At 61.2% G+C, this 12527-nt stretch carries 12 protein-coding genes and 1 pseudogene; 7 read left to right on the top strand and 6 right to left on the bottom strand.

Annotated elements, in window-relative coordinates:
• The first annotated feature begins 11 nt into the window (after positions 1-11).
• Positions 12-269 (top strand): hypothetical protein, encoded by a 258-nt coding sequence (locus tag VF436_RS17105; protein WP_330905245.1) that lies wholly within the window; start codon positions 12-14, stop codon positions 267-269.
• 88 nt (positions 270-357) lie between these two features.
• On the opposite strand, the gene VF436_RS17100 is transcribed toward VF436_RS17105, so the two are convergent.
• Both VF436_RS17100 and VF436_RS17095 read right to left on the bottom strand, forming a co-directional pair.
• Positions 358-903, bottom strand: a complete 546-nt coding sequence (locus VF436_RS17100) for a gluconokinase (protein WP_330905244.1) — start codon at positions 901-903, stop codon at positions 358-360.
• A gap of 176 nt (positions 904-1079) precedes the next feature.
• A pseudogene (locus tag VF436_RS17095) lies at positions 1080-1280 on the bottom strand (hypothetical protein); the annotation flags it as partial.
• Here VF436_RS17095 and VF436_RS17090 point away from each other — a divergent pair.
• Complete coding sequence (locus VF436_RS17090; protein ID WP_330905243.1) at positions 1266-1502, top strand: metal/formaldehyde-sensitive transcriptional repressor; 237 nt, start codon at positions 1266-1268, stop codon at positions 1500-1502. The pseudogene VF436_RS17095 and the gene VF436_RS17090 sit on opposite strands and share 15 nt — an antisense overlap.
• Positions 1503-1670: 168 nt before the next feature.
• Here VF436_RS17090 and VF436_RS17085 read toward each other — a convergent pair whose 3' ends face one another.
• Complete coding sequence (locus VF436_RS17085) at positions 1671-2465, bottom strand: hypothetical protein (protein WP_330905242.1); 795 nt, start codon at positions 2463-2465, stop codon at positions 1671-1673.
• Positions 2466-2892: 427 nt separating this feature from the next.
• Between VF436_RS17085 and VF436_RS17080 the strand changes: the two genes are divergently transcribed.
• The 5 genes from VF436_RS17080 to VF436_RS17060 all read left to right on the top strand — a co-directional run bounded on the left by VF436_RS17080 (position 2893) and on the right by VF436_RS17060 (position 9599).
• On the top strand, positions 2893-3528 hold the full coding sequence (locus VF436_RS17080) for a DUF2975 domain-containing protein (protein WP_330905241.1): 636 nt from the start codon (positions 2893-2895) through the stop codon (positions 3526-3528).
• A complete protein-coding gene (locus VF436_RS17075; protein WP_330905240.1) occupies positions 3528-3764 on the top strand; it encodes a helix-turn-helix transcriptional regulator in 237 nt (78 codons plus the stop codon). Before VF436_RS17080 ends, VF436_RS17075 begins: the two co-directional genes overlap by 1 nt.
• A gap of 81 nt (positions 3765-3845) precedes the next feature.
• Entirely contained in the window at positions 3846-5384 is a 1539-nt protein-coding gene (locus VF436_RS17070) for an efflux transporter outer membrane subunit (RefSeq protein WP_330905239.1), read from the top strand.
• A complete protein-coding gene (locus VF436_RS17065; RefSeq protein ID WP_330905238.1) occupies positions 5381-6508 on the top strand; it encodes an efflux RND transporter periplasmic adaptor subunit in 1128 nt (375 codons plus the stop codon). Before VF436_RS17070 ends, VF436_RS17065 begins: the two co-directional genes overlap by 4 nt.
• A 7-nt stretch (positions 6509-6515) precedes the next feature.
• Positions 6516-9599, top strand: a complete 3084-nt coding sequence (locus tag VF436_RS17060) for an efflux RND transporter permease subunit (protein WP_330905237.1) — start codon at positions 6516-6518, stop codon at positions 9597-9599.
• Here VF436_RS17060 and VF436_RS17055 read toward each other — a convergent pair.
• The 3 genes from VF436_RS17055 to VF436_RS17045 form a co-directional block, all read right to left on the bottom strand.
• Positions 9554-10843: an MFS transporter gene (locus VF436_RS17055; RefSeq protein ID WP_330905236.1), complete on the bottom strand. Its 1290-nt coding sequence runs from the start codon at positions 10841-10843 to the stop codon at positions 9554-9556. The two genes, VF436_RS17060 and VF436_RS17055, sit on opposite strands and share 46 nt — an antisense overlap.
• Positions 10840-12162, bottom strand: coding sequence for an amidase (locus VF436_RS17050; RefSeq protein ID WP_330905235.1), 1323 nt, complete (start codon positions 12160-12162; stop codon positions 10840-10842). The genes VF436_RS17055 and VF436_RS17050 overlap by 4 nt, the downstream gene beginning before the upstream one ends.
• Positions 12146-12527 (bottom strand): TauD/TfdA family dioxygenase (locus VF436_RS17045; RefSeq protein WP_330905234.1); only part of this gene is annotated, 382 nt, incomplete at its 5' end. The genes VF436_RS17045 and VF436_RS17050, both read right to left, overlap by 17 nt.

Genomic DNA, 12527 nt, shown 5'->3' with positions numbered 1-12527 from the left:
ATGATCACACCGTGGCCTTGGGGCATGCCAGGTGCGGCCTTGGCCTGGGCGACCATGCGCGGGCTGTGCTCAATGGCGTGCATTGCCTGGCGCTGGGCAATGGCCTGGGTACTGTTGTTCGCCTGCCCGCGTACGTGATCGAATCGCTGTGCCTGTGGATGGCGGTCGGCGAGGCTCTGCAATTGAGCGATCTGGCCGCCTGCCGGGGAGGCGATCGCGACTCCCATTCCATCGGCCGCGGCAACCTGGTGTTGTGCCTGGCCTGGTGATGCCTGGGTCTTTTCCATGATTGTCCCCTAGTCGCTTGACCGAACGCTGGATGGGGCCGCATGGACCCATACGGAAGCCTGAATCATGCTACTTGTGACAAACCGGATAATCAAAATCGGGTAGTTGCCACCAGGCAGTGATCTGGTCGGCAAGGCTGTTGAGCGGATCGGTGGCCGTCAAGGTCAATACGCGCGGCTCGCCTGAAGGTGGCTCCAGATCGTGGAACTGACTTTCTATCAGGGTCGCGGGCATGAAATGGCCAGGACGATGGGTGACACGTGCCGTGGCGGCGGCGGGCGCGATATCCAGGTAGACGAAGCCCAACCGGGATACTGCCCGGCGCAGCAGTTCGCGATAACGATGTTTGAGTGCTGAGCACGCCAGGATGACGGGCGTCCCAGCGGCGACCCGATGCGCGGTTTCTTCACCCAGGCGTTGCAGCCAGCCCTGGCGGTCATCGTCATCCAGCGGGATAGCTGCGCTCATCTTGCGAATGTTCGCATCGGGGTGCCATGCATCACCCTCGATGAAGTAGGCACCGGTGCGCTGGCTCACGGCACGGGCCACGCTGGATTTTCCGCAGCCGGAAACGCCCATGACCACCAAGGCGCACATGTTTTGTGAATCGATCATCCTGCAAGGCTACGCCGTGTTGGCGGTCGCGACCATCAGCACGATGCCGAAGATACGGGGCAGCAAGCCTTCGGCACTGAGAAATGGCGCATGCCACCACGCCTTGGCCAGGCGGTTGGGGCTTTGCGCGCCGGTCCGTACCGCGAGATGACCTCGATGAAAGAATCTCCAGCTCCTTACGACGCGCCTTGCGTGCGCGGGAAAAACACCATTTGTGGCGCACCGGCCTGCACGATCTCAACGGTGACGTGCGCCAGTTCCTCATGGATGGCCAGATAGCCGCGCACGATCGCCGGCGTCAGCGGCTTGCTGCTAACCAGGCTCAGGATACAGGCGTAGCGTCCCTTGCCGACGCGCCACACATGCAGGTCGCTGATCGCCGCATCGGCGGCCAGGTCGCTTCACTGGAAAAGGCGCTGGAAAGCGATGTGGACTGCGATACCGTGCTGCAACAGGCCGCCTCGATTCGTGGTGCGGTACAGGGCCTGATGAGTCAGCTTCTGGAGGGGCACCTGCGCGAGCATGTGGCTGCGAGCAATCCCGCGGCGTTATGTGAACTTGAGCCAGTCATGGCTGTTTTGCGGAGCTATTTGCGTTGAAGCCCGATCCGTGGAAAGTGGCCGGGTCTCTGGCCATCATTTGCTGATTCTCGGCCTGATCGAACGCGATGCAGTGTCTGTCTGACTTTTCTTCTATGGGATAGCTCGCTTGTGGTGTGACGATCATCTGGATCGACCTCTGATTGCCACATGCATTTAAAACGGGTGTCAGATTCCTATGGCCGCAAGTTCGATATCTGTTCGCCATTTGCTGGCGGCGGTGGTTACGCAAATGCTGTAAACGCGATTTTTAGAAACCCCTGCAACATAGGCCACAATGGCGGCAGATGTTTTTGCTACGTATAGCCAGCCGGGCACCCAGCCAACTGGTTTTGGCACCAAACTGAATGCTGATGAACAATCCATGATGTGCTTTGTTACGGTGCCCAGAATATCTCCTGCGGCCTCGTTCATCTCCCAGTTCTTGGAGACTTCTCCTGGCCAAATGGACATGGCGACCTTTTTTAATTCGATCTTGTCTTCAGGTGTCAGTGATCCAGTGGATTCGTTATGTTCGTGAGGTGACAGCGGTTCGGACGAGGAAGGAAGAACATACAGAGGCGGAGCGAACCGGTGTATCCAAACTCTCATGGCGGGATGGATGGTGCCTTCGCCAGCGTAAACGATCTTGCCCTCTTCCTGGTTGTAATAGGCGGCAATCGTGCGGCCATCGTCGTAGTGAACAAATGCCGCAGCGTGTTTTTGCTGATCGTCACGCCAGCCATCTAGAAAAAGGCCACCGTCTTTTAATCTCACGGCATAGGCCAGTGAGGTCATGTTGTCGGCAAAGGCTTGATAATGTGAGCCAAGAAGATTGCGCAAATGCGGTTCTGCGCCACTTGCGTGCAACGAGTCAACGGAGAAGTCAACTTCGGCTGCCCGGCTGGCGGGGGCGGTGAGCACGACCCCCATGATGATGAGGCAACCTAAAAAAAAAGACGCGTGATGTCCACGGATGTTCATGATCGATTCCCTGCCTATCCTGGCATTGCTCGTGAATGCCAGGCATTCTCCTCAAGCGATCGATCATAGTGGTTCTCCGATCCATGGTTGCATGCTTGATTGGCAGGTGATCAGTAGGATTTTTCAGTGTTGCGCGTCCATTTCCAGGAATCACTCGTAGGGCAACGGGCGCCATGGGCACGTAGGTTAGTCATCTGAAGACGGCGCGTGACCGTGCGCGTCATCGCACCCGCCATTCATGGGCATGGCCCCGGTAAGCCGGATGCACAGGTGGGTCCGGACGGTGGCCAATACTCGCCGCCGCGCCGGTAGAAGCGGCCAGGCGAAGACGGACGTTCGTAAACGGACGGATTTATCAAAATTATCGTTGCACGATAAAAAATGGTCGTGATACAGTAAGTCCATGCCAATCTTCCGGGCGTAGTGCATGCCAAACATCATTGATGCGACGCTGGCTTTCGCGGGGCGCAAAGCCAGCGAGGAAGTTCCCACGTCAACGCCCGATCGGCGCCTGAAATGGCAGAGTCGCTGGTTGTCGCGATTGTTTCTTGCTGCCCTGGTGGTCGCGGGCGCGGAGATCTTCATCGCGTTTCTCGCCATGCTGCTTCGAATAGGTACGGTGGCCGGTATGCAGGGAGGCGGCTTTGCCTTCATGCTGCCCAGTGCGTTTTTCTCGGGCGATGCCGGTGCCGCATTCGTGCCCATTTCGCAATTGCCTGTGTGGAAGTCGACCTTGGCCGCTTTCCTCGTCACGCTGCGATTGTTGCCGGGCCTGTTCATTCTCTGGCACCTGCACGTGCTATTTCGACTTTATTCGTGCGGCCAGGTGTTTGCCCGCAGGAACGCGCAGCAAATGCGACGCATCGCGTTCGCGCTATTGATCTATGCGGTCGTGCCGTTCGTGACGCATGGCGCGTTGTTTTTCGCCGACATGGCCACCACGGCCTTCAAGATGGAAATTCGCCAGGTGGATGCGCTGGTATTGGGGCTGGTGTTGTTTACCATCGCCCAAGTAATGAAGTTCGGCCATGAAATTGAAAGTGATCGCGAAGGATTTGTCTGATGGCGATCATGGTGCGACTGGACATCATGCTGGCCCGGCGCAAGATGCGTTCGAATGAACTCGCTGCCGCGATCGGCATTACCGAAGCCAATCTTTCCTTGCTCAAGAGCGGAAAGGTCAAGGGATTGCGCTTTGCAACGCTGGAAGCCATTTGTCGACACCTGAACTGCCAACCGGGTGACATTCTCGAATACACGCCCGATGACGTCGAGGAAGAACTGCGCAAGGCTGGTTGATCACGCCGCCGCGTAGCGTACTGCTTGCATGAATGACCATGACGCGCGCCCTTTGGGTCCGCGCCAGCCTTGAGGTGTGCCATGTATCCCATTGAACGAGGACTGCCTGCGAGGGCGGCCATGGGCAGGCTTTGCCTGTGTATTTGTCTGGTGCTTCCGGCCGTCGCCGGATGCGCGGCAGTTGGGCCGGATTGGCAGCGCCCTGGCGTGAAAATGGAGCAGGGATATGATCCTTCCGCCGTATCGCAGGCTGGCAGGCTCGCCGCGTCGCCCGGCGTCGCGGCGCAGTCGGTGGGGATCGAGCGCGATATTCCCGGCGAGTGGTGGACCCTGTTCCATTCGCCAGTCATCAACGATCTTGTGCAACGCGCGTTGCGCAACAATCCTGATATCGACGCGGCACAGGCCACGTTGCGTCAGGCACAGGAGCTGGCACAGGCTGAACACGGTCGTGGTCTGCCCGCGCTCACCGCCACGCTTGGCAGCAGCCGGCAGAAGCAGCCGCAGAGTTACCAGGTGGGCAGCCGCACGCCGGCGCTTCTTTACGACGATCAGTCCGCGCAGTTGGATTTATCCTATACGCCGGATTTCTGGGGCGCGTATCGCCGTTCGGTGGAACAGGCTCGCGCCCAGGTCGATTACCAGCATTTCCAGCTCGAGGCGGCTTATCTGGCCATCAGTGCCGGTGTCGTGACCACAGCCATCCAACTGGCCTCCACACAGCAGCAGGTCCAGGCGCAGGAGCAATTGATTGCCTTCGAGCAGAAGCAGCTCGATACAGTACAGCGTCAATTCGAGCTCGGCGCGGCTACCGGCTCGGATGTGGCTACCCAGCAAGCGCAGGTGGCACAGGCCTATACCGTGCTGATGCCATTGCGCACGCAGCGCGATGTCCAGCGACATCAACTGGCCGCCTATCTGGGAGTGACACCCGCGGAAGCGACAATCCCGGATATTCATTTCGACACGCTCAGCCTTCCTGGTGATTTGCCACTCAGCCTGCCTTCCGCGCTGATCGCGCAGCGCCCCGATGTTCGTGCAGCCGAGGCGTTGTGGCATGCGCAGACGGCGGCACTGGGTGTCAGCGTGGCCCAGCGGCTGCCCAATATCACCTTGAGCGCCGCGTATGGCTCGGATGCCAGTCGACCGAGTGGATTGTTCAGCCCGACGAATGTGCTGTGGTCGGTCGCCGGGAAGGCCATGCAATCCCTCTTCGATGGCGGCCAGCTCAAGCATGCCGAAACTGCGCAACGTCACCAGATGGAGGCCGCGGATGCCGCCTGGAGAACGCAGGTCGTCGCTGCATTCCAGAATGTGTCCGATGTGCTTAGCGCCGTGCGCGATGATGCCGACAATCTCCACTACGCCATCGAGGCGAAGGAGGCCGCTGGCCGAAGCTTGTCGCTGGCGAGCGGACAATTCAGGCTTGGCGGTGTGTCGTACCTCAGTGTGCTCGCCGCGCAGCAGACCTATCAGACGGCGGTGATCGGGCTGGTTCGCGCACAGGCATCCCGTTACATCGATTCGGTGGCCTTGTATCAGGCATTGGGCGGCGGTTGGTGGAACCGCGCCGACGCGGACGTCGCGCAGGCCGGCCGCGACAGGGAGGAGGCACGATGACGCCGCGGCGACTGATTGCGCTGAGTATTCTGGTCACCGTGCTGGCGGCTTTGCTTTGGTGGCATGCCGCCCATCGCACCGACGAGAAGGCATCCCAGGAGGCTGCCGCCGACGATGATGATGTGCCCGTAGTCTCGGCGGCGCCCGTGCATGCCGTGTCCTGGCAGGAGCGAGTCAAGGCGTTTGGACAAGTCCGCGCCGTGCAAGGCGCGGACCTTTCCTCGGAGGTGGCGGGGATCGTCGACGAGATTGCCTTTGAGTCCGGGCAGCAGGTCAAAGCTGGCACGGTACTGGTTCGCCTGCGTGGTGACGATGATGCGGCCAAGCTGGCCGCGTTGCGCAGTAGTGTCGATCTTTGGAAAGCCAACGTTGACCGTGATCGCCAGCAATTTGCGTTGCAAGCTGTCAGTCGCGCGACCTTGGACCAGGACCTGGCCAATCTGCATGGTTTCCAGGCCCAGGTTGACGCACAGCGCGCCCTGATGGAAGAGAAGATCATACGCGCACCATTCGATGGGACTGTGGGCATCCGTCAGGTGGATCGTGGTCAATACCTCGTGCCAGGGACGCCGATCACCAGTGTGCAGGCGTTGGACCGGTTGTACATCGATTTCAATCTTTCGCAGCAACAGCTCGGACGGCTCGCGACAGGCCAATCCGTGCAGGTGCAGCTGGCGGGAGCTCCCGATCGCAAGGCGACTGCAACAATTCTGGCTGTCGATAATCGCGTGGATGCCGCCAGTCGCATGGGAGCTGCACGCGCCTTGATCGAGCACCCTGTCCAAGGATGGCTGCCGGGCATGTTCGTGGTTGTGCAAGTACCCGTGGCGAAGCCGGGCAACGTGTTGGCTGTGCCATTGTCGGCGGTCAGCTATAGCCCGCACGGTGATTATGTCTATGTGCTCAAGCCTGACGGCGCAGCGCAGGGCCGATCCAAAGCAACCATGCGTGCTGTCAGGCTGGGCACGCACGAGGGCGACATGGTGGTGGTGCTCGATGGCCTTGCCGATGGTGAGCAAGTGGTGACGGCTGGCCAGATCAAGTTGCGCAACGGCGCTGTCGTTCGCATCAACAACGACGTGCCGACCGCATCGCACTGGCAACCCGAACCCGCTGACGAGTAGATACCGCATGCGCCTGACCGATTTGTTCATCGAACGCCCGGTGTTGTCCTGTGTTTTCTCGCTGCTGGTGCTGGTGGCGGGCCTGCGCGCCTGGCAATCCCTGCCCATCGAGCAATTTCCACATACCGTCAGTGGCACCATCGAGGTCACTACACAGTATTACGGTGCCGATCCGGCGACCGTGGCTGGATTCGTCACGACGCCACTGGAGGGAAAGATCAGCCAGGCCGAAGGCATTGACTACATGACATCCAGTTCGAGTCCCGGGGTGTCGTCGATTACCGTGTACCTCAAGCTCAATGTCGATCCCGCGCGCGCGCTGGCGCAGATCCAGTCCTACGTCACGGCAGCGACTTCGCAGTTTCCGGCTGGCGTGCAGGCGTCGAGCATCACGCTCAGCTCGGGTGCCGGCGTCATGAATGTCACCGTGGATAGCGACGTACTGAGTCCAGGACAAGTCAGCGACTACGTGGAGCGCTTCGTGGCACCGCGTCTTCAGGCGGTACCCGGTGTGCAGGTGGTCAACATCCAGGGTGCGCCGCACGTGGTGATGCGCGTGTGGATCGATCCGGAAAAGCTGGCCGCGATCGGCATGTCACCGACGCAGTTGCAGACAGCGCTGGCGGCGAACAATTTTGTTTCCGGCGCGGGCCAGACCGAGGGCAGCATGACCTTCGTCAACCTGGACATGACATCGGGATTGCATACGGCCGAACAATTTCGCGAACTGTTACTACGGCATGACAACGGCCGTATCGTGCGGCTGGGCGATGTCGCCCGCGTGGAACTGGGGCGCGACCCGGCGGGGTTGGTGGTCATGAACAATGGTCGACCTGGGGTATTCATCCAGATCAAGCCGACACCGTCGGCCAATGCACTTACGCTGACGCATGCACTGAGCGAGCAGGTGGACATGCTGCGCAAGGAGATGCCCGATACGCTGCATATCGCCGTGCTGCACGACACTGGCGGTTTTATCCGTGCCTCCATCAGGGAGGTCCTGGAAACGCTGGGCGAGGCCTTGGTCATTGTTTCGCTGGTGGTGTTTGCCTTTCTCGGCTCGGTGCGTTCCATGCTGGTGCCTCTGGTAACGATTCCGCTGTCATTGATCGGCACGCTGGCGTTGATGGCGGCCCTGGGATTTTCGATCAATCTGCTGACTTTGCTGGCCATGGTGCTGGCCATCGGCCTGGTCGTCGACGACGCCATCATCGTGGTGGAAGACGTCAATCGCCACCTGGCCGATGGCATGGCGGCGTTCGCGGCGGCGTCACTGGCCGCCAAGGAGCTGTTGCAGCCCATCCTGGCCATGACCGTAGTGCTGGTCGCGGTGTATGTGCCGCTGGGAGTGCAGGGTGGCTTGACCGGAGCGCTCTTTACCCAGTTTGCGTTTACGCTGGCCGGATCGGTGGTTATCTCGGCGCTGTTGGCGTTGACCTTGTCGCCGATGATGTCGTCACGCCTGCTCGATACGGCACCGGCCACTGGCCGGGGTGTGATGAGCCGCAGCATCGAGCGGTACTTGGCGCGCTTGCGACACGTTTATGTCGAACTGCTCAAACGCGCATTGCGTGCGCAAGCATGGTTGCTCGCGTTTGGCCTGCTGGTGCTGGCAAGCATCGGCGTTCTTTACGCAGGTGTTCGCAGTGAGCTGTCCCCGCAAGAGGATAAGGGCATCCTGCTGACCAGCGGCCAGGGTGGTCCCAATGCCACGTCCGACGGTCTGGCGATTTACAGCGACCAGATCCAGGCGGCTTATCGTGCTGTGAGCGAAAAGGAGAACTACTGGCATATCGTTGAATCCCCCGAGATCGATGGCGGTCTCGTGCTGCGGGATTGGAGCGATCGCAAACGTAGCGTATTCGATATCGCCCAGCAGTTGCAGCACGCGCTAGGTAACGTAGCCGGCGCGGATATTGCCGTATACGAGCCACCGTACCTGCCCGGTGCCCAAGGGTTGCCCATCGGGTTCGTGTTGCAGGGATCGGGTGACTACCGGCAACTCGACGCGGTGTCGGACAGATTGTTGGCAAAGGTCAAGGCCAGCGGGTTGTTTTCCTATGCGGAAAAGGATTTGCGCATCGATCAACCGCAATCGACCTTCGTGATCGATCGCGCCAAGGTCGCCGCGCTGGGACTCACCATGGACGATCTGGGCAGTTCCCTCAACACCTTGCTTGGTGGTGGTTTTGTCGGCTTCTTTTCCGCGGACCAGCGCTCGTACAAGGTTGAGCCGATGGCGGCACGCAGGTTCCGGCTCAACGCCGACCAGGTGCTCGACTATCCGATCACCACGGTGCATGGCACCGTGGTGCCGTTGCGCGCGGTGGCACACGTGGTCAACACGGTAACACCGGAGTCGATCAATCATTTCCAACAGTTGAATGCCACCACCATCAGCGCGCTGCCCAAGCGTGGTGTTACGCAGGCGCAGGCTTATCAGTTCCTGCAACGACAGGCTGAGCTATTGCTGCCTTCGGGCTTTGCGACCGACACGGTGGGCCCCCTGCGGCAGTATGTGCAGGAGAGCGAAAGCTTCGTCGCGACTTTCGTGCTGGCGATGGTGATTGCCTATCTGGCGCTCGCGGCGTTGTTCGAGAGTTTCATCGATCCCCTGATCATCCTGGTCTCCGTGCCGATGTCGATCGCCGGTGCGCTGATCTTCGTGCGCTGGGGTGTGGGCGGGGCAAGCATGAACCTCTTTACCAAGGTGGGCCTGGTGACGCTGATGGGTCTGATCAGCAAGCATGGCATCCTGATCGTGGAAGTAGCCAATCACGGTCTCGCGCAGGGCATGTCGCGTCGCGAAGCGATCGAGCATGCCTGTGCTGTTCGCCTGCGCCCCATCCTGATGACTACGGCAGCGATGGTGCTGGGTGTATTGCCCTTGCTGTTTGCCACCGGAGCCGGTGCGCAGTCGCGTTTCGTCATGGGCCTGGTCATCGCCACGGGGCTGGGCATCGGCACCTTGTTTACCTTGTTCGTGCTGCCAGCGTTCTACTTGCTGCTGGCCTCGCGCCGACATGGTCAAGCAAGGAGTCCCGCTCAGTCCGGGACTGTCGATTCTCCGCCGCCGAATGCCTGGGGGTAGCGACGGGCATACCAGCCCTCCAGGCCTGCATCATCCAGTTGGAAGAACAGACGAAAATCCGGCGTCACGAGATAGCCCAGGCTGCATAGAGCCAGCGCGATACCGAAACCGAGATAGATCGATTCCACCGGCCACTGGCGCAAACCCATGCCGGCGAGGGCTGGACCGATCAATCCGGCCAGTTGGGTGAGCATGATGTTGGCCGCCGTCATGCGCGTACGAAACGCATGCGGCGTGGCGATGATGCGACGCGAATAGCCCATCATGACCACCAGTGAATTGAGGGCGCCAACGATGGCCAGGGAAAGCGCCAGCAGCCATGGCTTCGCGCTGAAGCCGACCAGCACCAGCATGGGGCCGAGCAGGCTCATGGCGGCAAAGCGCAGGGTATAACGGCCCAGGCGATCCACTCGTGCTTCGTCAGAGGCATACCAGGCGCCCGCCAGCAGGCCGCAGGAAACGGTGGTTTCGCAGATGCCGAGCCAGCGTCCATCCAGGCCCAGCGAGTGCACTTTCAGCGGTAGCAACATGCCCAGCGACGGAAGCAGGCATATGCCGACCAGGAAACTGATCAACGTCCAGTAACGCTCCAATCCGATGTGCCACTTCGCACGCATACCTGCGGTCAGTTCGGTCAGCCATGGGCCGCGTGCACGCCTGTGTGTCGCAGTGCAGGCCGGCAGGTGCAGCAGGCACGCGATCGCGGCCAATGAAAGCGCCAGTTGCAACCAGAGTGCGAGTGCCACATTGGCGATCGCCAGCGCGCCGCCACCGACGATTGGCCCAAGCAATTGTCCAGCCGACTGGAACAGCTTTTGCCGTTGCAGGCCCTGGGATAGCCGGGCGGCTGGCAACAATTCGGCGGCGACGGTACTGGTCAATGGCGTCACCACGGCCAGCGCGCCGATGGACAGTGCCTGGAATGGCGCAATCCAGCGGATGTCGTAGTGGTCGCGCGTGGCCAGCAGGGCGAGTGCCAATGCACCGATGGCGTAAGTGATCAGGCCGCCCACGATAAGGCGACGTTTGTCGAGACGGTCACCCAGCGGAGCCAGCAGGGGGATGGCAACGCAGGCCACCGCAGCCGAAACCGTGGCATAGACGGCCAGGTCGTGCGCGCCGTTGCGTACGGTGATCCACCATGGCAAGGCCACCTGGCCTGTCATCATGGCCAGTTGGGTCAAGGCATCGCCGCCAAGCAGCCGAAGGAAAGCGTTTCGCATGGTGGGTGGCAGGCTGTTCATCCGGCTGCGGCCTTCGTTGCGCCGTTGCCCTGGACGCGTGCTTCACCGATGCGCGGCAATGCCTGTTCCAGGCGGTTGGCGACGGCCAGCAGCAGGGCATCGTTGCCAACACGGGCGATCAGCTGTACGCCGACCGGTAGCCCGAGGGGACCTGTTGTCACGGGCAACGTGATGGCCGGTGTGTGCAACAGGCTCCATAGCAGGCAATGAGATGGGTCGCCCGATTGCGCGATACCTGCGGGGGCGATGTCCGGTACGGCAGGCGCCAGCAACACATCGCAGGTGCCGAACAACGCATCCAGTCGGGTACGAGCCATCTGTGCCTGTGCCTGCGCGGTGTCGTACTCGTAGAGGGTCGGGCCGGGATGGGTGAGCACGGCACGGGTCTGTTCGCGCAGGCGATCGAATCCCCGGGCATGCTCATACGCAAGTGTTGCAGCGATTTCCCACAGCACGATGGTCTGGTACGCATCCTTGAGCTGGCTTTCATTCGTGGAAGCCTTCACGTCGTCGAGCGCGAAGCCAAGTTGCGTCAACACTTGCGACGATTCACGCAAGGCCTCGTTGACCGCGGGCGCCAGGCGACCCCAGTTCGCCGTGTCATAGCGACCGATGCGTACGGAACGCGTCGATGCCTGTGAGCGCCATGGACGGCGTGCCAGGATTTCGCTGAAACAGGCCGCATCATCCACCCGTCGGGCGATCACCCCGACGGTGTCCAGGCTTGGCGACAGGGGCTTGATGCCGGTGCGGTCGATCAGGCCAAAGCTGGGCTTGAAGCCCACGACACCACAATACGCGGCTGGCCGTATGATCGATCCGCCGGTTTGCGTCGCCAGCGCCACGGGGACCATGCCCGCTGCCACGGCGGCGGCCGAGCCACTCGACGATCCACCTGGCGTGTGTTCCAGCGCATGGGGATTGCGTGTTGCCCCTGGCGCGGAGAGCGCAAATTCCGCGGTGACTGTCTTGCCGATCAGCAAGGCGCCCGCGCGGCGTGCCAGGGTGATGCATGAGGCGTCGGCCCCGGGCCGGAAGCCTTCATACAAGCCCGAGCCGTATGCGGTGGGCAGATCGACCGTATCGATGATGTCCTTCGCGCCGAACGGAACGCCGCATAGCGCCTTGCCCGGTGAGTTTTGAACCACGCTGGCCTGTGCGAGTGCGAAATCGTGGGATTGCGCCGCCCAGGCCTGGACATCGTCTTCGCAAGCGTCGATGCGCGCGAGGCAGTCCCTCGTGATTTCAAGCGCATCGAGCTGGCCGCGGCTTACCGCGACGGCCAACTCGCGCAGTGGCAGATCATGCCACTCGTTCAAGGCTGGCCTCGCTGGTGACCGTTTGCACATGGGGCTCCAGGAGCGAAGTCAGCACCAGTCGTTCACCCTGGTAGCTGCGTCGCCCGTGCGCTGCCTGGACGTTGTCGATCAAGGCGACGTCACCGGCCTGCCAGGGCAGATCCACCGCGCTATCGGCATATGCAGCGCGCAAGGCTTGCAGTGTCTGTGCCTCGATCGGCTCGCCGTTGCCATAGCGGGCATTGCGCGGAAGCATGTCTTCACCAAAGGCATCGAGCAGGTGTTGCAGCAATTCCTCGCTCAGGGCCGAGGGATGGAACAGATGTGCCTGGTTGAACAGGAAGTCCTCATCCAGTTGTGGATGGCGCATCACCCCTGGGCAGACC

Origin of the sequence: Dyella sp. (assembly GCF_036384435.1) — a bacterium.
Taxonomy (GTDB): Bacteria; Pseudomonadota; Gammaproteobacteria; order Xanthomonadales; family Rhodanobacteraceae; genus GSA-30.
The sequence above is the reverse complement of the archived record's forward strand: the minus strand, read 5'-3'. Positions and strand labels throughout refer to the sequence as shown.

What these genes read in the sequence shown, in the direction of transcription:
- VF436_RS17080 (WP_330905241.1), top strand. Translation starts at nt 2,893, where the DNA reads ATGCCAAACATCATTGATGCGACGCTGGCTTTCGCGGGGCGCAAAGCC.
- VF436_RS17055 (WP_330905236.1), bottom strand. Translation starts at nt 10,843, where the DNA reads ATGAACAGCCTGCCACCCACCATGCGAAACGCTTTCCTTCGGCTGCTT.
- VF436_RS17090 (WP_330905243.1), top strand. Translation starts at nt 1,266, where the DNA reads ATGCAGGTCGCTGATCGCCGCATCGGCGGCCAGGTCGCTTCACTGGAA.
- VF436_RS17085 (WP_330905242.1), bottom strand. Translation starts at nt 2,465, where the DNA reads ATGAACATCCGTGGACATCACGCGTCTTTTTTTTTAGGTTGCCTCATC.
- VF436_RS17075 (WP_330905240.1), top strand. Translation starts at nt 3,528, where the DNA reads ATGGCGATCATGGTGCGACTGGACATCATGCTGGCCCGGCGCAAGATG.
- VF436_RS17070 (WP_330905239.1), top strand. Translation starts at nt 3,846, where the DNA reads ATGTATCCCATTGAACGAGGACTGCCTGCGAGGGCGGCCATGGGCAGG.
- VF436_RS17060 (WP_330905237.1), top strand. Translation starts at nt 6,516, where the DNA reads ATGCGCCTGACCGATTTGTTCATCGAACGCCCGGTGTTGTCCTGTGTT.
- VF436_RS17065 (WP_330905238.1), top strand. Translation starts at nt 5,381, where the DNA reads ATGACGCCGCGGCGACTGATTGCGCTGAGTATTCTGGTCACCGTGCTG.
- VF436_RS17100 (WP_330905244.1), bottom strand. Translation starts at nt 903, where the DNA reads ATGATCGATTCACAAAACATGTGCGCCTTGGTGGTCATGGGCGTTTCC.